The organism is Enterobacter sp. SECR19-1250 (genome assembly GCF_013391025.1).
Lineage (GTDB): Bacteria > Pseudomonadota > Gammaproteobacteria > Enterobacterales > Enterobacteriaceae > Enterobacter > Enterobacter cloacae.
Genome location: NZ_JACASJ010000027.1, coordinates 1 through 22,039, shown reverse-complemented (window position 1 = coordinate 22,039; position 22,039 = coordinate 1). Strand labels below are relative to the sequence as shown.

General features: G+C 51.7%; 25 protein-coding genes. 13 read left to right on the top strand and 12 right to left on the bottom strand.

Translation table 11 applies throughout. The features are described 5' to 3' along the window. The first annotated feature begins 7 nt into the window (after window positions 1-7). From yedE to HX884_RS09505, 4 genes are all read left to right on the top strand, one after another. Complete coding sequence (gene yedE, locus HX884_RS09520) at window positions 8-1,219, top strand: selenium metabolism membrane protein YedE/FdhT (protein WP_029883576.1); 1,212 nt, start codon at window positions 8-10, stop codon at window positions 1,217-1,219. Continuing rightward, complete coding sequence (yedF, locus tag HX884_RS09515) at window positions 1,216-1,449, top strand: sulfurtransferase-like selenium metabolism protein YedF (RefSeq protein WP_013096288.1); 234 nt, start codon at window positions 1,216-1,218, stop codon at window positions 1,447-1,449. Before yedE ends, yedF begins: the two co-directional genes overlap by 4 nt. A gap of 131 nt (window positions 1,450-1,580) precedes the next feature. Beyond that, window positions 1,581-2,015 (top strand): universal stress protein UspF, encoded by a 435-nt coding sequence (uspF, locus tag HX884_RS09510; protein ID WP_013096287.1) that lies wholly within the window; start codon window positions 1,581-1,583, stop codon window positions 2,013-2,015. Between the two features lie 86 nt (window positions 2,016-2,101). Continuing rightward, complete coding sequence (locus HX884_RS09505; RefSeq protein ID WP_062729377.1) at window positions 2,102-2,506, top strand: cell envelope integrity TolA C-terminal domain-containing protein; 405 nt, start codon at window positions 2,102-2,104, stop codon at window positions 2,504-2,506. A gap of 53 nt (window positions 2,507-2,559) precedes the next feature. Here HX884_RS09505 and ompW read toward each other — a convergent pair whose 3' ends face one another. Then, complete coding sequence (ompW, locus tag HX884_RS09500) at window positions 2,560-3,192, bottom strand: outer membrane protein OmpW (protein WP_013096285.1); 633 nt, start codon at window positions 3,190-3,192, stop codon at window positions 2,560-2,562. A 281-nt stretch (window positions 3,193-3,473) separates the two neighbouring features. On the opposite strand from ompW, the gene HX884_RS09495 reads away from it, so the two are divergent. The 4 genes from HX884_RS09495 to yciA all read left to right on the top strand — a co-directional run bounded on the left by HX884_RS09495 (window position 3,474) and on the right by yciA (window position 5,744). Next, window positions 3,474-3,878: a YkgJ family cysteine cluster protein gene (locus HX884_RS09495; protein WP_040022183.1), complete on the top strand. Its 405-nt coding sequence runs from the start codon at window positions 3,474-3,476 to the stop codon at window positions 3,876-3,878. A gap of 25 nt (window positions 3,879-3,903) precedes the next feature. Further along, window positions 3,904-4,647: a YciC family protein gene (locus HX884_RS09490; RefSeq protein WP_013096283.1), complete on the top strand. Its 744-nt coding sequence runs from the start codon at window positions 3,904-3,906 to the stop codon at window positions 4,645-4,647. A 56-nt stretch (window positions 4,648-4,703) separates the two neighbouring features. Beyond that, window positions 4,704-5,243 (top strand): septation protein A, encoded by a 540-nt coding sequence (locus HX884_RS09485; RefSeq protein WP_013096282.1) that lies wholly within the window; start codon window positions 4,704-4,706, stop codon window positions 5,241-5,243. Window positions 5,244-5,348: 105 nt separating this feature from the next. After that, on the top strand, window positions 5,349-5,744 hold the full coding sequence (gene yciA / locus HX884_RS09480; RefSeq protein ID WP_013096281.1) for an acyl-CoA thioester hydrolase YciA: 396 nt from the start codon (window positions 5,349-5,351) through the stop codon (window positions 5,742-5,744). Between the two features lie 38 nt (window positions 5,745-5,782). On the opposite strand, the gene tonB is transcribed toward yciA, so the two are convergent. Beyond that, window positions 5,783-6,523 carry a TonB system transport protein TonB gene (gene tonB, locus HX884_RS09475; protein WP_240184393.1) on the bottom strand — a complete coding sequence of 247 codons (741 nt, stop codon included), beginning with the start codon at window positions 6,521-6,523 and terminating at the stop codon, window positions 5,783-5,785. 205 nt (window positions 6,524-6,728) lie between these two features. On the opposite strand from tonB, the gene HX884_RS09470 reads away from it, so the two are divergent. Then, window positions 6,729-7,025 (top strand): YciI family protein, encoded by a 297-nt coding sequence (locus HX884_RS09470; RefSeq protein ID WP_008502794.1) that lies wholly within the window; start codon window positions 6,729-6,731, stop codon window positions 7,023-7,025. A gap of 35 nt (window positions 7,026-7,060) precedes the next feature. Here HX884_RS09470 and leuE read toward each other — a convergent pair whose 3' ends face one another. Continuing rightward, the gene (gene leuE, locus HX884_RS09465) at window positions 7,061-7,696 is read right to left on the bottom strand and encodes a leucine efflux protein LeuE (RefSeq protein WP_013096278.1); all 636 of its coding nucleotides are present in this window, start codon (window positions 7,694-7,696) and stop codon (window positions 7,061-7,063) included. A 107-nt stretch (window positions 7,697-7,803) separates the two neighbouring features. Further along, window positions 7,804-7,977, bottom strand: a complete 174-nt coding sequence (locus HX884_RS09460) for a YciY family protein (RefSeq protein WP_086528096.1) — start codon at window positions 7,975-7,977, stop codon at window positions 7,804-7,806. Between the two features lie 144 nt (window positions 7,978-8,121). Between HX884_RS09460 and cls the strand changes: the two genes are divergently transcribed. Both cls and HX884_RS09450 read left to right on the top strand, forming a co-directional pair. Next, window positions 8,122-9,582, top strand: coding sequence for a cardiolipin synthase (gene cls / locus HX884_RS09455; RefSeq protein ID WP_020690926.1), 1,461 nt, complete (start codon window positions 8,122-8,124; stop codon window positions 9,580-9,582). 33 nt (window positions 9,583-9,615) lie between these two features. After that, window positions 9,616-9,945: an HI1450 family dsDNA-mimic protein gene (locus tag HX884_RS09450; RefSeq protein ID WP_013096276.1), complete on the top strand. Its 330-nt coding sequence runs from the start codon at window positions 9,616-9,618 to the stop codon at window positions 9,943-9,945. 29 nt (window positions 9,946-9,974) lie between these two features. On the opposite strand, the gene HX884_RS09445 is transcribed toward HX884_RS09450, so the two are convergent. From HX884_RS09445 to HX884_RS09415, 7 genes are all read right to left on the bottom strand, one after another. Then, window positions 9,975-10,844, bottom strand: coding sequence for an ion transporter (locus HX884_RS09445; RefSeq protein WP_029883445.1), 870 nt, complete (start codon window positions 10,842-10,844; stop codon window positions 9,975-9,977). A 14-nt stretch (window positions 10,845-10,858) separates the two neighbouring features. After that, window positions 10,859-11,863: a murein tripeptide/oligopeptide ABC transporter ATP-binding protein OppF gene (oppF, locus tag HX884_RS09440; RefSeq protein ID WP_020690924.1), complete on the bottom strand. Its 1,005-nt coding sequence runs from the start codon at window positions 11,861-11,863 to the stop codon at window positions 10,859-10,861. Continuing rightward, window positions 11,860-12,873: an ABC transporter ATP-binding protein gene (locus HX884_RS09435; RefSeq protein ID WP_013096273.1), complete on the bottom strand. Its 1,014-nt coding sequence runs from the start codon at window positions 12,871-12,873 to the stop codon at window positions 11,860-11,862. Before HX884_RS09435 ends, oppF begins: the two co-directional genes overlap by 4 nt. A gap of 11 nt (window positions 12,874-12,884) precedes the next feature. Further along, a complete protein-coding gene (gene oppC, locus HX884_RS09430) occupies window positions 12,885-13,793 on the bottom strand; it encodes an oligopeptide ABC transporter permease OppC (protein ID WP_013096272.1) in 909 nt (302 codons plus the stop codon). Window positions 13,794-13,805: 12 nt separating this feature from the next. Continuing rightward, window positions 13,806-14,726 carry an oligopeptide ABC transporter permease OppB gene (gene oppB, locus HX884_RS09425; RefSeq protein WP_178328046.1) on the bottom strand — a complete coding sequence of 307 codons (921 nt, stop codon included), beginning with the start codon at window positions 14,724-14,726 and terminating at the stop codon, window positions 13,806-13,808. Window positions 14,727-14,809: 83 nt separating this feature from the next. After that, window positions 14,810-16,441: an oligopeptide ABC transporter substrate-binding protein OppA gene (gene oppA / locus HX884_RS09420; RefSeq protein ID WP_020690922.1), complete on the bottom strand. Its 1,632-nt coding sequence runs from the start codon at window positions 16,439-16,441 to the stop codon at window positions 14,810-14,812. A gap of 770 nt (window positions 16,442-17,211) precedes the next feature. Then, window positions 17,212-17,859 carry a YchE family NAAT transporter gene (locus tag HX884_RS09415; protein ID WP_058684598.1) on the bottom strand — a complete coding sequence of 216 codons (648 nt, stop codon included), beginning with the start codon at window positions 17,857-17,859 and terminating at the stop codon, window positions 17,212-17,214. On the opposite strand from HX884_RS09415, the gene HX884_RS09410 reads away from it, so the two are divergent. Continuing rightward, on the top strand, window positions 17,765-18,040 hold the full coding sequence (locus HX884_RS09410) for a hypothetical protein (RefSeq protein WP_162185062.1): 276 nt from the start codon (window positions 17,765-17,767) through the stop codon (window positions 18,038-18,040). The genes HX884_RS09415 and HX884_RS09410 overlap by 95 nt on opposite strands. Window positions 18,041-18,337: 297 nt before the next feature. Next, on the top strand, window positions 18,338-21,016 hold the full coding sequence (adhE, locus tag HX884_RS09405; protein WP_013096268.1) for a bifunctional acetaldehyde-CoA/alcohol dehydrogenase: 2,679 nt from the start codon (window positions 18,338-18,340) through the stop codon (window positions 21,014-21,016). Window positions 21,017-21,089: 73 nt separating this feature from the next. Here adhE and tdk read toward each other — a convergent pair whose 3' ends face one another. Continuing rightward, the gene (tdk, locus tag HX884_RS09400) at window positions 21,090-21,704 is read right to left on the bottom strand and encodes a thymidine kinase (RefSeq protein WP_013096267.1); all 615 of its coding nucleotides are present in this window, start codon (window positions 21,702-21,704) and stop codon (window positions 21,090-21,092) included. Window positions 21,705-22,039: the final 335 nt, after the last annotated feature.

The window sequence follows — 22,039 nt, the reverse complement described above, 5'->3', positions numbered from 1 at the left end:
CTTACTCATGTCATGGCAATACTTCAAACAGACTTACCTGGTTAAGTTCTGGTCACCAGTACCGGCCGTCATCGCGGCGGGGATCCTTTCCACCTACTATTTCGGCATTACCGGCACCTTCTGGGCCGTGACCGGCGAATTCACCCGCTGGGGTGGGCAACTGCTGCAGCTCGCTGGCGTACATACCGAGGAGTGGGGTTACTTTAAGCTTATTCATCTGGACGGCACGCCGCTGACCCGCATCGACGGTATGATGATTATCGGCATGTTCGGGGGGTGTTTTGCCGCCGCGCTGTGGGCTAACAACGTTAAGTTGCGAATGCCTAAAAGCCGGATACGCGTTATGCAGGCGATTGTCGGCGGCATGATTGCCGGGTTCGGCGCCCGTCTGGCGATGGGGTGCAACCTGGCCGCTTTCTTTACCGGCATTCCACAGTTTTCGCTGCACGCCTGGTTTTTTGCTGTCGCCACGGCGATTGGCTCTTACTTTGGCGCGAAGTTTACCCTCCTGCCGCTGTTCCGCATTCCGGTCAAAATGGTGAAGGTCAGCGCTGCCTCGCCGCTGACGCAAAAGCCTTCTCAGGCGCGTCGTCGTTTTCGTCTCGGCATGTTGGTCTTTTTCGCCATGGTCGCCTGGGCGCTCTGTACGGCGCTCAACCAGCCTAAGCTGGGCCTGGCCATGCTGTTCGGTGTCGGTTTCGGCCTGCTGATAGAACGTGCGCAGATCTGCTTCACCTCGGCGTTTCGCGATATGTGGATCACCGGCCGTACAATGATGGCCAAAGCGATTATTGCGGGTATGGCGGTAAGCGCCATTGGCATCTTCAGCTATGTGCAACTGGGTGTTGAGCCGAAAATCATGTGGGCTGGTCCGAACGCGGTGATTGGCGGTCTGCTGTTTGGCTTCGGAATTGTACTGGCTGGCGGGTGTGAAACCGGCTGGATGTACCGCGCGGTTGAAGGTCAGGTGCATTACTGGTGGGTAGGTCTGGGGAACGTCATCGGCTCCACCCTGCTGGCCTGGTACTGGGACGATTTGTCTCCGGTGCTGGCCACGAACTGGGACAAGGTGAATCTGCTCAGCACGTTTGGCCCACTCGGTGGACTGCTGGTGACCTACGCCCTGCTGCTGGTCGCTTTTTTACTGGTTGTCGCGCAAGAGAAACGTTTCTTCCGCCGTGCCACGGTTAAACCTGAACCCCAGGAGAATGCAGCATGAAAGAGATTGTGCCTGACTACCGCCTTGATATGGTCGGTGAACCGTGTCCTTACCCGGCTGTCGCTACGCTTGAAGCGCTCCCGCAGCTTCAAAAAGGGGAAATTCTGGAAGTGGTGAGCGACTGCCCGCAGTCCATCAACAACATTCCTCTGGATGCCAAAAACCACGGTTACACCGTACTGGATATTCAGCAGGATGGCCCGACCATTCGCTATCTTATCCAGAAGTAAACCGCCAGGTGACGGGGGCGTCCCCCCCGTCAAAAAAGCTGCCTCACCTCCCATTTTGATGGCGAATACAGCGCCACTGAAAATGGTAGCACTACACTTAAAGTGGATAAAAAACAAACAGGAGGTGAGGTATGTTTAATTCAATTTTAGTCCCTGTCGATATCTCTGAAAGTCGTCTGACCGAACAGGTGATTCCCTATGTTCAGGCAAACGCAGCAATCGGTAACGGTAAAATCCATTTTCTGACGGTAGTGCCTTCTTTCCCTTACTATTCATCGCTTGGGCTGGCGTATTCGGTTGAAATGCCAAAGCTGGCGGAGATTCAGGAGGAAGCCCTTACGAAGCTCAAAGAGATGGTTAAGCAGTTCAATTTACCTGCCGATCGTGTGGAGACACACGCCATTTCAGGTGCGCCTAAAGATCAGATCCTGAAGCTGGCTGACAGTATCAACGCTGACCTCATTATCATTGCGTCGCATCGACCGGATATCACAACCTACCTTTTAGGTTCAAACGCGGCGGTTGTGGTACGCCATGCAAAATGCCCGGTGCTGGTTGTACGCTAGCGAGGCTGGTGAGAAACTTAAGCCCCGGTATACCGGGGCTTATTTAAAACGTTTTACAATAAAATTTTCGATAAACGGACTTAACAATGAAAAAAGTAGTGATGCTGGTATGCCTTGCCACAGTAATAACGGGCTGTGCTCCTCTCGCGCCTGAAGGTTGTCAGAAGAAAACCGCTCTCGACTCGTGCTCCTATAAGCAGTCCGGTAAAGTCTCCGATAAGGATATCTATGGTCAACAGGCTGCCGCGATAAAGAAAGCGCTGGACTCGGCGCTGGCCGATCCACACGCCTGGAATGGTAAGCGATGCAACATGCATCTCGACTTTACCATCGACGGGCTATTGCAGAACCTGGAGATAAAAGGCGGAGACAAAGCGTATTGCCAGGCTTTAGCCGACGCGGCAACACGGGCCACCTTCCCGCCCTTCACAGACGAGCGTGTATTTCAGGATATGGGTTCTGCCCGCTGGAACATGGAGGGGCAACCGTAGAGGTAAGCCGCTAGAAAGACTGGCCATGTTCTGGCCAGTCCCGGAAAGTAGAATCAGAAACGATAACCTGCAGAGAACATAAATACCCATGGATCCAGACGGGTACTGATGCTTTGTTGCTGTCCGCCTGCCTTGAAGCGGACATCGGTATCGATATCCATATACCAGACTGAGGCGTTAATTAACCAGTCGCGGTTAATGAGATAGTCCATCCCCACCTGTCCTGCCACGCCCCATGAATCTTTCAGGCTGAGATCGGTCAGCCCGGCCTCTTTACCGGTATCGTTGAATTTCTCATCGAAGAAGGTGGTGTAGTTCACGCCCGCGCCGATATAGGGGCGCAGTTTGCTGCTTGAGTCACCAAAGTACCACTGCGCCATCAACGTTGGCGGCAGATGGTGCACCGTGGCGATATCACCGGTTGGGCCTAAACCTACGCGATGACGGAATGGCGTTGCTGCCAGAAGCTCAACGCCAATGTTATCCGTCGCCATATACGTGAATGTTAAACCTAACTGGGTGTTGTTGCTTACGTTAAAGCCGCCCATTCCCAGCACGTTATCAGAACCTTCAGTTGGACGTACCGTTGCCGAACCGGCACGAATAAAGAATTCACCTGCTTCATGCGCATACGCGCCGCCAGAGAGACTGCTTAAGATAAGGGCTGCCACCGCTAATTTTTTCATATCCGCTCCATCGTTGTGGTTTTAGCTGCGGATGAGAATATACTCACAAATGAGTAATAAGTGATCTGTCACAGATCACATTAAAACCAGTAACTTAACATTCATTGATCTGGGTTAATTTTTGGTGACACACCGTAAGGCCAAAAGTTGTTCTTACGTCAATTTTTGGCATTTCCCGGTTACAAAATTTTCTGTTTCCCCCCTCTTGCTCTTCGAATGGCGGCTGGATAATTTAGCGCTCTCACAATGTGATTTGATGCGTTCTTTTTTGCAGGTGTGCCATGAGTGATATGAACCCGTGCATGACGTGCGGAGCCTGTTGTGCGTATTTTCGAGTCTCTTTCTACTGGGCCGAAGCCAGCGATGGCGGCGGCACCGTTCCGGTTCATCTCACTGAACCGTTATCCCCTTTTCTGCGCTGCATGAGCGGTACGAATCAAAAGCAGGCCCGCTGTATGGCGTTACAAGGCGAGCCAGGCGTGTCGACCCGCTGCTCCATCTATGAGGATCGCCCCAGCCCGTGTCGGGACTTTACGATGTCTGGCGAAGAGGGTCAGGTCAACGAAGCCTGTAATCGCGCCCGCGCGCGCTTCGGATTACCGCCGCTTTACAAAGATATGCTTTTCCATACAAGCCTTGATGCTGCCACGACCGCGTTATCCGGTGTACAATTGCCGGCTAATTAACACCTGCAATACTCAAGGAGAGTGCATGTCTATCACGGCGAAGTCTGTCTACCGTGACACGGGAAACTTTTTCCGCAATCAGTTCGTAACCTTTTTACTGATCGCGTTGTTATGCGCCTTTATTACGGTGGTGCTGGGTCACGCGTTCTCTCCGAGTGACGAACAGATCGCCAGCCTGAGCCAGGGCGACCATCTTGCAGGGAGCGTGGGGTTGTTTGAGCTGGTGCAAAACATGACGCCAGAGCAGCAGCAAATCCTGCTGCGGGCCTCTGCGGCATCGACTTTCTCTGGACTGATCGGCAATGCCATTCTCGCGGGCGGTGTTCTGCTGATGATCCAGCTGGTTTCTGCAGGCCACCGCGTCAGCGCCTTACGGGCGATCGGTGCCAGCGCGCCGGTATTGCCTAAGCTGTTTATCCTCATCTTTTTAACCACCCTGCTGGTGCAGATGGGGATCATGCTCGTTGTGGTTCCAGGCGTGCTGCTGGCTATCGTCCTCGCGTTCGCGCCGGTGATGGTGGTGCAGGACAAAATGGGGATCTTTACCGCCATGCGCAGCAGCATCAAACTGGCATGGGCCAATATGCGCCTGGTGGCACCGGCCGTAATTAGCTGGCTGCTGGCCAAAACGCTCCTGCTGCTGTTTGCCCCAAACTTTGCAGTCTTAACGCCGAACGTCGGTGCGGTGGTAGCCAACACGCTGAGTAACCTGATTTCAGCGATACTGCTGGTTTATCTGTTCCGCCTGTATATGTTAATTCGTCAGTAATCCTGTGGCCGGGTGCATCGCAAAACCCGGCCCCACACAGAAGATGGAATCACAGAATGAAGCAGTTTCTTGATTTTTTACCGCTGGTCGTGTTTTTCGCGTTTTATAAGCTGTATGACATTTATGCAGCCACGATGGCGCTGATCGTTGCTACCGCTATCGTGCTGATCTACAGCTGGGTTCGCTATCGTAAAGTCGAAAAAATGGCTCTGATTACGTTCGCACTGGTGGCCGTGTTCGGTGGGCTTACGCTGTTCTTTCACAACGATGAATTCATTAAATGGAAAGTCACCGTGATTTACGCGCTGTTTGCCGGTGCATTGCTGATCAGCCAGTGGGTAATGAAAAAGCCACTGATCCAGCGCATGCTGGGTAAAGAGCTGACGCTGCCACAGGAAGTATGGTCCCGTCTGAATATCGCCTGGGCGCTGTTCTTTATTCTTTGCGGCCTGGCGAATATCTACATCGCCTTCTGGCTGCCGCAGAATATCTGGGTCAACTTCAAGGTCTTTGGTCTGACGGCGCTGACGCTCATCTTCACTCTGTTAAGCGGTGTCTATATCTACCGGCACATGCCGCAGGATGATAAACACTGATGAATCCCCGACCAGAACGTGCACAACAGGCGTTCTGGTCTATTCTCTCCTGCCAAAAATCATAGTAGCATCCCGCCTGAAGTCTTCAGTTACGAGTTTAAAACAATGACAACAAATGACGCCCCTCAGGGCGAACTGGTTTTACGCACACTGGCAATGCCTGCGGACACGAATGCCAATGGCGATATTTTTGGCGGCTGGCTGATGTCGCAAATGGATATGGGCGGCGCAATTCTGGCAAAAGAGATCGCGCATGGTCGCGTTGTGACCGTCCGGGTGGATGGGATGACCTTCCTGCGCCCGGTCGCGGTGGGTGATGTGGTCTGCTGCTATGCACGCTGCGTCAAGCGCGGTAACACTTCCATTTCCATTAACATTGAAGTCTGGGTGAAAAAGGTCTCATCTGAACCGATTGGACAGCGTTATAAAGCAACAGAAGCGCTGTTTATTTATGTGGCAGTCGATAGCGAGGGCAAACCCCGCCAGCTGCCTCAGGCCTGATCGTCAGACATAAAAAAGCCTCCTTGCGGAGGCTTTTCTTATTCCATCTGCGCCCCGCCGTTCAGGCGGAAAACAATATTAACGATTAACCCACTGCCTGGTTTGCCTGGCTCATAACGCCATCTGCGCATCGCCGATTTCACTTCACGCTCAAACATATTTGAAGGCTGAGCAGACAAGATTTCCACGTTATCAACACGCCCGTCCGGGGTGACGTCAAATTTGACCCGCACGCGACCTTCAATGCGCAACGCCTGAGCACGAGGAGGATATTGCGGCTGGTTGCGGCTCACGGCGCGCGGGCCAGCGGGCGCGGTTGGCGTCGGTTTTGCGGTCGCGGGCGTGTTATTCATCAACGGACGCGAAGGCGCTGTGTTTTCTACCCTCTGCGTAGCGCGTGGTTCAACCGGACGTTCTTCCCGTTTAGGGCGCTCCTCCACCTTTTTCACCGGTTTTGGTTTCGGCTTAGGCTTCGGTTTGGGTTCTGGCTTATGGATCACCACCGGCGCTTCCTTTGGTGGCTCCGGAACCGGCTCAGGTTCTGGTTCTGGCTCCGGCTCAGCAACCGGCTGCGGCGGAGGTGCAACCTGCGGCGGCTCAAGATCCGCAGGCGAGACCATCGTCACTGAAATGGGCTGCGAAGGCGCTGGCATTTCAATAACCTGATGAACCGAGGTATAGAGCAAACCCGCCACGACAGCACCGTGAATCACGACAGAAAGCAGCGTCGGCCAGGGAAAGCGGCGAGGTAAATCAAGGGTCATCGAAGTCATAATCATCAACGTTAAAAAACCGAATCCTGATTTTAAATGCAAATAGCAATCATATTCAATAAGACACTTTGTTCTGGCGCAATTTAGGCGCGGGAGAGGCCAAAAAAGAGGCATTCAGATCAGGGTATTAACATTGTTTTTATTTTACATTGCAGTCAGTTGTCCTTTCACATAACGTAACTGACACTTTTAATGGTTAAGGAGCTTCACCGTGTTTTACGTGATTTACTCTGAAGATGTCGCTGATTCCCTGGAAAAACGCCAGTCTGTACGCCCTGCTCACCTCGCACGCTTACAGTTGCTGCAGGATGAAGGGCGTTTACTGACTGCGGGCCCTATGCCGGCCGTCGACAGCAACGATCCGGGTGCTGCCGGTTTTTCTGGCTCCACGGTGATTGCCGAGTTTGAATCCCAGGAGGCCGCTCAGGCCTGGGCCGATGCCGATCCGTACGTTGCTGCGGGTGTGTATGCGAAAGTGACGGTTCGACCGTACAAGAAAGTGTTCTGATATCAAAAAGGCTCCCTCAGGAGCCTTTCTTTCAATCAATGCAGCGATGCTAATCGCGCCGCAAACCCGACAAACAATAGTCCTATCAGGCCGTTCCCCAGCTTTGCCAGTTTCTTTTTCGTTTTCAGATAACGTGTGACAAAAGCGCCTGAGAAGATCAGGAAGCTCATATACATAAAGCTTATTAGCTCAAGCGTGGTCGCGAGGATCAGGAAAGAGGTACCGGTATTCTTCGCATTCACATCGATAAACTGAACAAAGAACGAGACGTAGAACAGAATAGCTTTCGGGTTCGTCAGGCTCAATACCAGCGAGCGTTTCATGATCATGCTGGCAGGCTCGGTACCGCTTTCATGTGTATTATTCTGACGGGTAATAACCGACCAGAGCATTTTACCGCCCAGCCACAGCAGATAAAAAGCTCCTAAATAACGTACGATATTAAACAGTACCGGTGTGGTCTGAATTAACGCGGCAACGCCCGCCCAGGCCAGGAACATCAGTACGGCATCGCCGATAAACACGCCGGTGGCGGCGAGATACCCTTTTTTAACGCCGTGACCAATCCCGGTTTTCAGCACAAATAAAGTATTCGGCCCTGGCACCAGTACTATAAAAAATGCGCCGACAACGTATGTCCAGAAATTCAGTACGCCAAACTCCGCAAACACTTCTCCCTCCTTTTGCTCAACACAACAGGAATAGCGCTGCAAAGACGCTATTCCCAACAACCAGACGCCATAAAATCATTGGGCACCTTGCGGTGCCCTGATGGTTCTCAGAAATCCTGGACTGCGAACAGCAACGCATTGCGGTGCCGGGTCATTCCACATTTCCTGATGGCGTGTATACGCATATTGCGGCGGGATTGTGCTTCCAGCCAACGAGCCTTACGACGGTTCACCTGTCGCAACATGCGCCAGCGCCCTACTTCAGTTCTACTGCGCTTCATGTCTACAACTCTTTCTTTAAAAGAGAGGCCATTATAAACCCAACCCTGCAGCAAACCAGCGCTTTTACCTGGCGTTTTTATTTGCCAGATGATTCCTGATGCGTACACTCATAACAATACGCTTTCAAAAGGATTTTTTTACCTATGACAACCTTCTACACCGTGGTGAGTTGGCTGGTCATTCTGGGATACTGGCTGTTAATCGCGGGTGTGACATTGCGCATCCTGATGAAGCGCAGAGCCGTACCCTCTGCCATGGCCTGGCTTCTTATAATTTATATCCTGCCGCTGGTAGGAATTATTGCCTATCTCTCTTTCGGTGAACTTCATCTGGGCAAGCGTCGTGCCGAGCGTGCCCGGGCCATGTGGCCTTCCACCGCCAAATGGCTGAGCGATCTTAAAGCCTGTAAACACATCTTCGCAGAGGAAAACAGCAGCGTTGCCTCCTCATTATTTAAACTGTGCGAACTCAGACAAGGTATTGGTGGGGTAAAAGGCAATCAACTCCAGCTGCTGACCTCTTCTGATGACGTCATGCAGGCCCTGATCCGCGATATTCAACTGGCTCGTCACAATATCGAGATGGTGTTCTATATCTGGCAGCCCGGCGGGATGGCAGACCAGGTGGCGGAATCGCTGATGGCTGCTGCACGTCGTGGCATTCACTGCCGTCTGATGCTCGACTCCGCAGGCAGCGTCGCCTTTTTCCGTAGCCCCTGGGCAGGGATGATGCGTAATGCCGGCATCGAAGTGGTGGAGGCGTTAAAGGTCAATTTACTGCGCGTTTTCCTGCGCCGAATGGATCTTCGCCAGCACCGCAAGATGATCATGATCGACAACTATATTGCCTATACCGGCAGCATGAACATGGTGGACCCCCGTTTCTTCAAGCAGGACTCGGGTGTCGGCCAGTGGATTGACCTGATGGCAAGGATGGAAGGACCGATCGCCACCTCCATGGGGATTGTCTATTCCTGTGACTGGGAGATAGAAACCGGCAAACGTATTCTCCCGCCGCCACCGGATGGCAATATCATGCCCTTTGAAGAGGCCAGCGGACATACCATCCATACCATTGCCTCCGGGCCGGGTTTCCCGGAGGATTTAATCCATCAGGCGCTGCTGACCGCCACTTACGCGGCGCGTGAATATCTGATCATGACCACCCCCTACTTCGTTCCGAGCGATGACCTGCTGCACGCAATCTGCACCGCAGCACAGCGCGGTGTCGATGTCAGCATCATTCTGCCACGCAAAAATGACTCACTTCTGGTGGGCTGGGCCAGCCGCGCGTTCTTTAGCGAACTGCTTGCCGCCGGGGTAAAAATCTACCAGTTTGAAGGCGGGCTCCTGCATACCAAAAGCGTCCTCGTGGACGGTGAGTTAAGTCTGGTGGGCACGGTAAACCTGGATATGCGCAGCCTGTGGTTAAACTTTGAAATCACGCTGGTCATTGATGATGCCGGATTCGGCGGTGATCTGGCGGCGGTACAGGACGATTATATCTCCCGTTCGCGTCTGCTGGATGCCCGGCTGTGGGTAAAACGTCCGCTGTGGCAGAGAATTGCTGAACGACTGTTTTACTTCTTTAGTCCGTTGCTGTAAAACGTGCCCAACGATGTTTAACAGGTAGTCATCATGGAAATGGATCTGAACAATCGCCTGACCGAAGACGAAACGCTCGAGCAGGCCTATGACATTTTTCTCGAACTGGCGGTTGATAACCTCGATCCCGCAGATGTGATCCTCTTTAATCTGCAGTTCGAAGAGCGCGGCGGCGCGGAGTTATTCGACCCTGCAGAAGACTGGGCTGAGCACGTGGACTACGATCTCAATCCTGACTTCTTTGCCGAAGTGGTGATTGGGCTGGCAGATGAAGATGGTGGCGAAATTAATGACATCTTCGCCCGCGTGCTGCTCTGCCGCGAGAAAGACCATAAGCTGTGCCATATCATCTGGCGCGAATAGTAAAAGGCTGCGGATGCAGCCTTTTTTGTTTAATCCGGTAGCGCACTCCCGCAACGGTTACAGTAGCGGGCGTTAAGCTCATGTTCAGCCTGGTGACAACCCGGACATTTTCGCTGCTGTTTGCGGCTCTGAAATGCGCTGCTCATATGGGTTGTGATAAGACCTGTCGGAATGGCAATCACCGAATACCCAATCAGAATCAGCACCGATGCGACGATACGTCCAAGCGGCGTATGCGGCGTGATATCCCCGTAGCCAACGGTCGTGACGGTGACAATGGCCCAATACACAGAGGCATTCAGCGTTGTGAAGCCATATTTTGGCCCTTCTATCAGGTACATCAACGCACCGAAAACAATCATGACGATCGCGATAAACGAGTAAAACAGAATGAGCTGATGCCGGGCACTGACTATTGCGCTCCAGAAGACCCGCAGAGACGGCATAAAACGCAGCAATTTCAGAATACGTAATACACGAATAACGCGCATCGCCCGCCATGCAAAGACATAGCTCAGGCTAATCTCTGGCCACAACCACATGACATAGAGCGGCAGGACGGTGGCTAAATCGATAAATCCCCAGAAACTGAAAACATATCTCGCCGGGTTGGGCCAGCAGACGACCCGCAGCAGATATTCAGCAGTAAAGACCAGGGTAATAATCAGTTCGATCCAGACAAAAATATGCCATTCATCATAGGTCAGGTGATACTGCGTCCCGGCTCCCGATTCAAAGAAAATAACCACCACGCTGATGAGTGCAAACAGTCCGCAGATCCCTTCGAAGCGGCGTCCGGATATCGTTTTAGGATCGAATAAAAAATGATAAAGCCGCCGACGAGCTGAGGTGAATAGACTCGACACGGTAACCTCGCAAAAAATAAGGGCTGACATCATGTCAGCCCTTGCGATTATAACGGGTCTACTTTCAGGCAGGAAACCGCATGTCGGAAACTGCCTTCCAGAACCGGTCGTGTTTTCGCACACTCCGGCCCGGCCAGTGGGCATCGCGTACGGAACACGCAGCCTGATGGCGGGTTAATCGGCGACGGCAATTCGCCTTCCAGCAGCTGGATGGTTTTATTTTTTTCCAGATCGGGATCGGGAATTGGCACCGCGGACATCAGCGCTTTGGTGTAGGGGTGCAGTGGATTGTGGTACACCTCATCATAGGTGCCCAGCTCCACGGCATGGCCCAGGTACATAACCAGTACGCGGTCAGAAATGTGCTTCACCACCGCCAGGTCGTGCGCAATAAAGATCAGCGACAGCCCCATTTCACGCTGCAGCTTCTGCAGCAGGTTAACCACCTGCGCCTGAATCGACACATCCAGCGCGGAGACAGGCTCATCGCAGATGATCAGCTTCGGCTCAAGGATTAACGCGCGGGCAATACCGATACGCTGACACTGGCCGCCAGAAAATTCGTGCGGATAGCGGTTGATGAGGTTTGGCAGCAGCCCCACTTTCATCATCATCGCCTTAACACGATCGCGTACTTCCTGACGTGGCATCTTCGGATGATAGGTCCGCAGCGGCTCGGCAATGATTTCACCAATGGTCATACGCGGGTTTAAGGAGGCCAGCGGATCCTGGAATATCATCTGGATATCGCTGCGTACGTCGCGCCACTCTTCGGGCTTCATCCCCAGCAGATCTTTACCCAGCCACGCTACTTTACCGCCGGTCGCTTTCACCAGCCCGATAATGGCACGCGCAAAGGTCGATTTACCGCATCCGGACTCACCCACCACGCCCAGCGTTTCCCCTTCATACAGACGAAGCGTTACGCCATCCACAGCTTTCAGGGTCTTGGGCGGCTGCCAGAACCACTGTTTACCGTCTTTGATGTCGAAATGCACTTTAAGATCGGCAATTTCGAGCAGCACATTTCTTTTTTCATCTAATGCGTTCATACCAGCTCCTCCTGCGGCTTAAAGCAGGCGCGCAGACGGCCTGGTGCAAACTCTTCCAGCGGCGGAGCGCTGTTACAAATCTCCATCGCGTGCGGGCAGCGCGGCTGGAAAGGGCAGCCTTTCGGCAGGCGCAGCAGGTTTGGCGGGTTGCCCGGAATGGTCAACAGGGATTCCCCTTCCGCATCAAGACGTGGCACCGCATTCAACAGGCCGATCGAGTACGGGTGCGCAGGCTGATAGAAAACATCGCGCGCTTTGCCATATTCCATCGTACGGCCGGCATACATCACTAGCACTTTGTCACAGATACCGGCAACCACGCCTAAATCGTGGGTGATCATAATAATCGCCGTGTTGAACTCACGCTTAAGCTCGTTCAGCAGGGTCATGATTTGCGCCTGGACGGTCACATCCAGCGCGGTGGTGGGTTCATCGGCAATCAGCAGTTTTGGACGACACAGCAGCGCCATGGCAATCATCACACGCTGACGCATACCGCCAGAGAACTCGTGCGGGAACATGCGCATGCGCTTACGCGCCTCTGGCATTTTTACCGCATCGAGCATTTTAACGGACTCTTCAAAGGCTTCAGCTTTGCTCAACCCTTTGTGCAGCATCAGGACTTCCATCAGTTGCTCACCGACGCGCATGTACGGGTTCAACGAGGTCATCGGATCCTGGAAAATCATCGAAATCTGCTCAGCACGCAGCTTGTTCAGCTCGTGTTCAGGCAGGTTGAGGATCTCACGTCCATTGAATTTGGCGGATCCGCCAATCACACCGTTTGCGGCCAGCAGCCCCATCAGCGCGAACGCCGTCTGAGATTTCCCGGAGCCGGATTCGCCCACGATACCCAGCGTTTCACCCGCGCGCAGGTTGAAGTTGAGATCGTTTACGGCAGTGACATCCCCGTCCGGCGTCTTAAAGGTGACGCGGAGATCGTTTACATCCAGCAGAAGGTCACTCCGCTGTTGCGCCTGTGGCGCAGTTGCCGTTTCAATAATTGTCATGACGGCGCTCCTTAACGGTCTTTCGGGTCGAGGGCATCACGCAGGCCATCGCCGATAAAGTTGAAACAGAACAGGGTCACGACCAGGAAACCCGCCGGGTATAACAGCAGCCACGGTGAAACTTCCATTGAATTTGCGCCATCGCTCAACAGCGCGCCCCAGCTGCTCAGCGGCTCTTGCGTGCCCAGCCCCAGGAAGCTCAGGAAGGATTCAAACAGGATCATGCTTGGTACCAGCAGTGAGGCATACACCACCACCACGCCCAGTACGTTAGGAACAATGTGGCGGACAACGATATTCCCTGTTGATACACCCCCCACCTGCGCCGCTTCGATAAACTCTTTGCGTTTAAGGCTCAGCGTCTGGCCACGTACGATACGCGCCATATCCAGCCAGGAAACCATGCCGATGGCCACGAAGATCAACAGGATGTTCTGGCCGAAGAAGGTCACCAGCAGGATCACGAAGAACATGAACGGGAAGGAGTTTAAAATCTCCAGCAGACGCATCATAACCGAGTCCACTTTCCCGCCGAGATAGCCGGAGAGCGAGCCATAGAGCGTGCCGACGATCACGGCCACCAGCGCTGCTGCAATCCCCACCATCAATGAAATACGGCCACCAATGGCAACGCGGACCAGCAGGTCACGGCCGGACGAGTCCGTACCAAAGTAGTGGCCGGACTCCATATCCGGCGCGCTGGACATCATGCCCCAGTCCGTATCGAAATAGGTGAATTGCGAGAGCATCGGCGCCAGGGTCACAAACAGCGCGATCAGCACCAGAACAACCAGACTGGCGACCGCTGCGCGGTTATGCATAAAGCGACGGCGGGCGTCCTGCCAGAGGCTACGACCTTCGACTTCCAGTTTTTCACTGAAGTTTTCCAGCGCCTCGCTGTTTTTCTTACTCAACATCATGGCGTGCTCCAGTTAGTAACGGATTTTCGGGTCGATAACGGCATACAGCACATCGACAACAGCGTTAAAGAGAATGGTCAACGCACCCACAAGGATCGTCAGGCTCAGCACCAGAGAATAGTCGCGGTTGAGGGCACCGTTAACAAAGAGCTGGCTAATACCCGGCAGACCGTAGATGGTTTCAATAACCATTGAACCGGTAATAATACCGACGAACGCTGGTCCCATGTACGAGAGCACAGGTAACAGAGCCGGCTTGAGCGCATGGCGGAAGATAATCCGGCGCATCGGCAACCCTTTCGCGCGCGCGGTACGGATGAAGTTTGAATGTAACACTTCAATCATCGAACCACGGGTGATACGCGCGATACTGGCGATGTAAGCCAGAGAAAGCGCCACCATCGGTAAAATCATGAATTTCAGTGCCCCGCCGTTCCAGCCGCCGCCGGGCAGCCATTTCAGCGTGATGGCAAATATCATCACCAGTAACGGCGCGACAACGAAGCTGGGGATAACCACCCCGGTCATTGCGACCCCCATTACCGTATAATCCCATTTGGTATTTTGTTTAAGCGCGGCGATAACGCCTGCGGTGACCCCGAGAACCACAGCCAACAAGAATGCCGCAGCACCCAGTTTTGCCGATACCGGGAAGCTGGACGCCACCAGGTCGTTAACGGAATAGTCTTTATATTTGAATGACGGCCCGAAATCGCCATGCGCCAGTTGCTTCAGATAGTTGAAGTATTGCGTGGAGATAGGATCGTTTAAATGATATTTCGCTTCGATGTTCGCCATCACTTCAGGTGGCAGCGTACGTTCACCCGTGAATGGACTTCCCGGCGCGAGACGCATCATAAAGAAGGAAATTGTAATTAGAATAAATAACGTTGGTATCGCTTCTAAACAGCGACGCAGGATAAATTTCAACATTGCCCGTACCTTCTGGCGTGTGCCTGATGAATGTTACAAAGTAGACACAGTGGGGCAAGCCAGGCCCGCCCCACGTATTGCCATTAATGCTTGATAATATAAAGATTCTTAACGGAAATATTATCCAACGGGTCTTTACCGGTATAGCCGCCAACCCATGGTTTCACCAGGCGGGCGTTCACGTAGTAGTAAACCGGTACAATTGCCGAGTCTTTATCGAGCTGTTGTTCTGCTTTGGCGTACAGGTCTGCGCGTTTTGCATCGTCAGTAACCTGCAGCGTCTCAGCGATAAGCTTATCGAATGCCGGGCTCTTATAGTGCGCCGTGTTGTTCGAGCTGTCGCTGAGCATGGTATTCAGGAAGGATGTCGGTTCATTATAGTCCGCACACCAGCCTGCACGCGCCACGTCAAAGGTGCCCTGATGACGGGTATCCAGGAAGGTTTTCCACTCCTGGTTTTCCAGCTTAACGTTCGCGCCCAGGTTTTTCTTCCAGATAGAGGCAACGGCAATCGCCAGTTTTTTATGCAGATCGGACGTGTTGTACAGCAGGTTAAACGTCAGCGGTTTATCTGCGGTGTATCCTGCTTCGGCCAGCAGTTTTTTCGCTTCTTCGTTACGTTTTTCCTGTGACCACTTGAACCACTCAGGTTCAACCAGTTTCATGCCGTCGGTGTACGGAGGGGTGTAGCTGTAGGCTGGCAGATCGCCCTGGTTTTTCACTTTGTTCACGATGATATCGCGATCCAGTGCCAGCTTCAGCGCCGTACGGACACGTACGTCGGTGAACGGTGCTTTCTGGTTGTTAATTTCGTAGTAATAAGTACACAGGTATGGATCGACATGAACTTCTTTCGGGATCTCTTTCTTCAGTTTCTGGAACAGTTCAATCGGCATGTTGTTATAGGTCATGTCGATTTCACCGCTGCGGTAGCGGTTCACGTCAGTCACTTCAGAAGAGATTGGCAGGTAGGTCACCTGGTTAATCACGGTTTTGGCGTTATCCCAGTATTGCGGGTTACGCTCCAGAACCATACGTTCGTTGACCACCCAGTCTTTCAGTTTATAAGCACCGTTGGTCACAATATTGGCAGGCTGGGTCCATTTTTCACCGAATTTTTCCACTGCGGATTTCGGTACCGGGGAGACAGACGGGTGAACCAGCAGTTTATAGAAGTACGGAACAGGTTCGCTCAACGTCACTTCAAACGTGTTGGCATCAATCGCTTTTACACCCAGATCGGTGACCGGTTTTTTACCGGCGATGATGTCATCGATATTGGCGATATGGCCATATTGCAGATAGCTCGCATACGGAGAGGCGGTGTTTGGATTCGCCAGGCGCTGCCAGCTGTAAACGAAATCTTCGGCGGTAACCGGTGTACCGTCGGACCATTTAGCATCTTTGCGCAGATGGAAGGTCCAGACTTTAAAATCTTTATTTTCCCACTTTTCGGCGACACCCGGTGCCGGGTGGCCTTCTACGTCAGTGACCAGCAGCCCTTCAAACAGGTCGCGGTTGACGTTTGACTCTGGCACGCCCTCAATTTTATGCGGATCAAGAGACTGTACTTCCGCCCCGTTGTTACGTACCAGCGTCTGCTTCTCAGCCAGCTGTACCCCTGCAGGCACGTCCGCAGCCATTGCAGCGTTGCCCGCGATTAGCGCAGTTAAAATCCCCGCCGCTACCAGATTTTTTTTTGTGATGATGGACATTGTGTTGGTACTCCACTCATTATAATTACTGGCCTTCGCCAGCTGTGTAATCCCCTGTTGGGGCCTGTACAGCGCAGGAGTTTTTTTTGCTGCTGTCAGGTTCTTTTTTTACTTCTTGCTATCACCGACTTCTTTATTACTGACCGCTCGTATGGCCGTCTTGCGTCGATTCTTTACACGTCTCCCCTGTCTGAGACATGTGTTGGATATTCGCGAAGATGACTATATGAAAATAATTCTCATCTTCTTGTTTTATGCTGCAAAATATTAGGCCGGAAAGTATCAAAAGGCGTAAACGCACGCCAATACATTTTGCAAATTTGTTAAGCAATTCTCTTTTACGAAGTGTACTAAATCGTTGATGGCAGCCCTGCCTGACATGAAAGAACAAGAAAAATCTTTTCATTCAAAGAGATAAAAAATCAGTCTCTCTGCGCGCGTCGCTGCGCTACCATCACGTCATTTTGTACAAAAATTTAATAACTGATTATTATTTAGCACATTCCTCTAAGGGAACGTTGAATTTACTAATATCATTTCGGTTATCACTCAGCAAGCCCCAGAGTATCGTGTGAGTAAAATAACAGAATGATCGCAGGTTTTCTGTGCAGGCGGGAAACGGTGGGATTAATAACTTGTTGAAATATAAGAATTGAACATTATTAGTAGAATTTATTATGGCAGGTAAGCATTTCAACTTTATTTATATGATTTGCTGATATTCACGTAAAAAAAACGGAGCCGTTGGCTCCGTTCTTTCGTATGAAATGTCAGTGCAATAAGCCGGGGAAAATGCTTTTGATGCCGGTCACAATGAATTCGATGCCCAGGGCCATCAATAGCAACCCCATAATACGGGTAATGACGTTGATGCCTGTCTGCCCAAGCAGACGCACCAGCCAGGGTGCCATGCGGAACACGCCCCAACAACAAAGCGCAAAAATGGCAATGGCGACAGAAAAGCCAATCAGATGCATCCAGCTGTGGTAGCGCGTACCCCAGACAATCGTCGAGCTGATAGCGCCGGGACCGGCCATCAGCGGTAACGCCAGCGGCACTACGCCAATGCTCTCGCGAATGGCGGTTTCTGATTTTTCCTGCTTGTTCTGTTTGTCTTCCCCCAGCTTACCGCTGATCATCGACATAGCGATGGTGACCACCAGGATCCCACCCGCAATACGGAAAGAATCAATCGAGATACCGAACACCTGAAGAATGGCATCCCCAAGGTAAAGGGAGGTCAGGAGAATAATCGCCACTGACAGGTTAGCGGTAAGATTGGTTTTGTTTCTGGCCGCCGCCGTCTGGTAACTGGTCATACTAATGAAGACAGGAATGATCCCCACCGGGTTGACCAATGCAAACAAACCAATAAAAAACTTAAAATATGTAGGAAAATCAAAGAGCGATAAGATCACATTTTGCTCCGCTTATGCGTATGCCCCGGGGCTGACAACTGTCAGTGAAAATCGCGCTGAAGATACGCTTTTTATCAGCATACTTCACCAGAAATCTGTGCCAAAACGTTATCAATTCATGATGTTAAATATTTGTATAAGCAATGATAGCGCCACTTCCAATAGTTACTTAATTATTTAACACTGGAATAATCTCAAAGAAATAACCTTGCTGAAAGGTATCAGCTTGGGGGAAAATTGACGCAGATCATGATTTTCGTACTCAGAAGTGAGTAATCTTGATTACGCCCCCAGGGAGATGACCTGCCAAAAAAGGATGATGCTAAGGTAAGGCTCTTTTAGTAAATTAGTGTGCTGGTGCAGGAAGTAACCCATTGTTTTACTGTGTGTTACGCAAGTCGTATTGGCTCTGTCTATACTGTCTGACGTATCGAGCGCTGGTTTACTAAAAGAGTTTAAACATTATCAGGAGAGCATTATGGCTGTTACTAATATCGCTGAACTGAACGCCCTCGTCGAGCGCGTTAAAAAAGCCCAGCGTGAATATGCCAATTTCACCCAAGAACAGGTTGATAAAATCTTCCGCGCGGCCGCTCTGGCTGCTGCAGATGCTCGAATCCCTCTCGCTAAAATGGCCGTTGCCGAATCCGGCATGGGTATCGTTGAAGATAAAGTGATCAAAAACCACTTCGCTTCAGAGTATATCTACAACGCCTATAAAGATGAGAAAACCTGTGGCGTGCTGTCTGAAGACGACACTTTCGGTACTATCACCATTGCAGAACCTATCGGCATTATTTGCGGTATCGTTCCAACCACCAACCCAACGTCTACCGCTATCTTCAAATCTCTGATCAGCCTGAAGACCCGTAACGCAATCATCTTCTCCCCGCACCCACGTGCAAAAGATGCGACCAACAAAGCCGCTGACATCGTTCTGCAGGCTGCGATTGCTGCCGGTGCACCTAAAGATCTGATCGGCTGGATCGACCAACCGTCCGTTGAGCTTTCTAACGCGCTGATGCACCACCCGGACATTAACCTGATCCTGGCGACCGGTGGTCCTGGCATGGTTAAAGCGGCATACAGTTCCGGTAAACCTGCTATCGGCGTAGGCGCGGGTAATACCCCAGTGGTTATTGATGAAACGGCCGATATCAAACGTGCTGTTGCGTCCGTGCTAATGTCCAAAACCTTCGACAACGGTGTTATCTGTGCTTCTGAACAGTCTGTTGTTGTTGTTGATTCCGTTTATGATGCTGTTCGCGAACGTTTCGCCAGCCACGGCGGCTACCTGCTGCAGGGCAAAGAGCTGAAAGCGGTTCAGGATATCATTCTGAAAAATGGCGCGCTGAACGCGGCTATCGTGGGTCAGCCAGCGTATAAAATCGCTGAACTGGCAGGCTTCACTGTTCCGGCAACCACCAAAATTCTGATTGGTGAAGTTAAAGTTGTCGACGAAAGCGAACCATTCGCTCACGAAAAACTGTCCCCTACTCTGGCGATGTACCGCGCCAAAGATTTCGAAGACGCAGTTGAGAAAGCAGAGAAACTGGTTGCGATGGGTGGTATCGGCCACACCTCTTGCCTGTACACTGACCAGGATAACCAGCCAGAACGTGTTGCTCACTTTGGTCAGATGATGAAAACTGCACGTATCCTGATTAACACCCCGGCTTCTCAGGGTGGTATCGGCGACCTGTACAACTTCAAACTCGCACCTTCCCTGACTCTGGGTTGTGGTTCCTGGGGTGGTAACTCCATCTCTGAAAACGTTGGTCCAAAACACCTGATCAACAAGAAAACCGTTGCTAAGCGAGCTGAAAACATGTTGTGGCACAAACTTCCGAAATCTATCTACTTCCGCCGTGGTTCTCTGCCAATCGCGCTGGATGAAGTGATTACTGATGGCCACAAACGTGCGCTCATCGTGACTGACCGTTTCCTGTTCAACAACGGTTACGCTGACCAGATCACCTCTGTTCTGAAAGCCGCTGGCGTAGAAACTGAAGTGTTCTTTGAAGTTGAAGCTGACCCAACCCTGAGCGTTGTGCGTAAAGGTGCGGAGCTGGCTAACTCCTTCAAACCAGATGTGATTATCGCACTGGGTGGTGGTTCCCCAATGGACGCCGCGAAAATCATGTGGGTGATGTACGAGCATCCAGAAACCCACTTCGAAGAACTGGCGCTGCGCTTTATGGACATCCGTAAACGTATCTACAAGTTCCCGAAAATGGGCGTAAAAGCGAAGATGATCGCCGTTACCACCACTTCCGGTACAGGTTCTGAAGTTACGCCGTTCGCAGTGGTCACTGATGACGCAACGGGTCAGAAATACCCACTGGCTGACTACGCGCTGACCCCAGATATGGCCATCGTTGATGCCAACCTGGTGATGGATATGCCGAAATCACTGTGTGCATTCGGTGGTCTGGACGCTGTAACTCACGCCCTGGAAGCCTATGTTTCCGTACTGGCTTCTGAGTTCTCTGATGGTCAGGCTCTGCAGGCGCTGAAACTGCTGAAAGAAAACCTGCCAGCGTCTTACAACGAAGGGTCTAAAAACCCGGTTGCCCGTGAGCGTGTCCACAGTGCAGCAACCATCGCCGGTATCGCGTTTGCTAACGCCTTCCTCGGGGTTTGCCACTCCATGGCTCACAAACTGGGTTCTCAGTTCCACATTCCTCACGGTCTGGCGAACGCCCTGTTGATCAGCAACGTTATCCGTTATAACGCGAATGACAACCCAACCAAGCAGACTGCTTTCAGCCAGTACGACCGTCCGCAAGCACGTCGTCGTTACGCTGAAATCGCAGACCACCTGGGTCTGAGCGCACCGGGCGACCGTACTGCTGCGAAGATCGAGAAACTGCTGGCATGGCTGGAAAGCCTGAAGGCTGAACTGGGCATTCCTAAATCTATCCGCGAAGCGGGTGTTCAGGAAGCTGACTTCCTGGCACACGTTGATAAGCTGTCTGAAGATGCATTCGATGACCAGTGTACTGGTGCGAACCCGCGCTACCCACTGATCTCCGAGCTGAAACAGATCCTGCTGGATACATTCTACGGACGTGAGTTCAAAGAAGGTGACGTTGCTGCTGTGAAAACAGAAGCACCCGTCATTAAAGCTGACAAAAAAGCGAAGAAAAGCGCTTAATTGACCGCTGTTAAAAAACCCGCCTCTGGCGGGTTTTTTTATGTCTGAAGATCAGGCTTTAAGTTCTTTGAAACTACTTCCTGTTATCGTGCTGAATCGCCGTCAGGGAGCCCACAGACAACGCCTCTTTATAATGCTTACGACAGACCGACACATAGCGTTCATTGCCCCCTATCACCACCTGCTCACCGTCTGCATAGGGTTTACCAGACTGATCGAGACGAAGCACCATACTGGCTTTACGGCCGCAAAAACAGATGGTTTTCAGTTCGACCAGTTTATCGGACCAGGCAAGCAAATACTGGCTACCGGCAAATAGCTCCCCGCGAAAGTCCGTGCGCAAACCATAGCAGAGAACGGGAATATCAAGTTCATCTACGACCTCTGAAAGCGCATGCACCTGTTCACGCGTCAGGAACTGGCTTTCATCGACCAGAACGCAATGAATGGGCTGGGAAGTATGCTCGGCACGGATATCCTGCAACAGGTCCGTTTGTGGGTTAAACAGTCTGGCCGGAGACGAGAGACCAATTCTTGAACTCACCTTACCTGCACCGAAGCGATCGTCGATTTCAGCGGTGTAAACAACGGTGCGCATCCCTCGTTCCTGATAATTGTAAGAGGATTGCAGTAACGCCGTGGATTTTCCGGCATTCATTGCCGAATAGTAGAAATAAAGTTGTGCCATTGGCCGTCAAACCCTAATCAATGTGTAATATTCCCAATGATTCATTGTACCATATTTTGTCTGGTCATCAGCGATACACCACACAGAGTATGGGGTTCAAGCCGCAGTTAACCACGAGATGCACAGGAAAATAATGCGATAAAACAGGAGGTAAACGGATTCAGCATGCTCTATATGTCGCGAACCCACTAAACATAACACTTCTTTTTATACTGGAATCCACGTTCATTAAAATTCACTATTTATTAACTATTTTTGCCCTGGCAACGCTGGCAGAAACTAAGGAAGGTGCGAACAAGTTCCTGATATGAGATCATCATATTCATCCGGAGCGC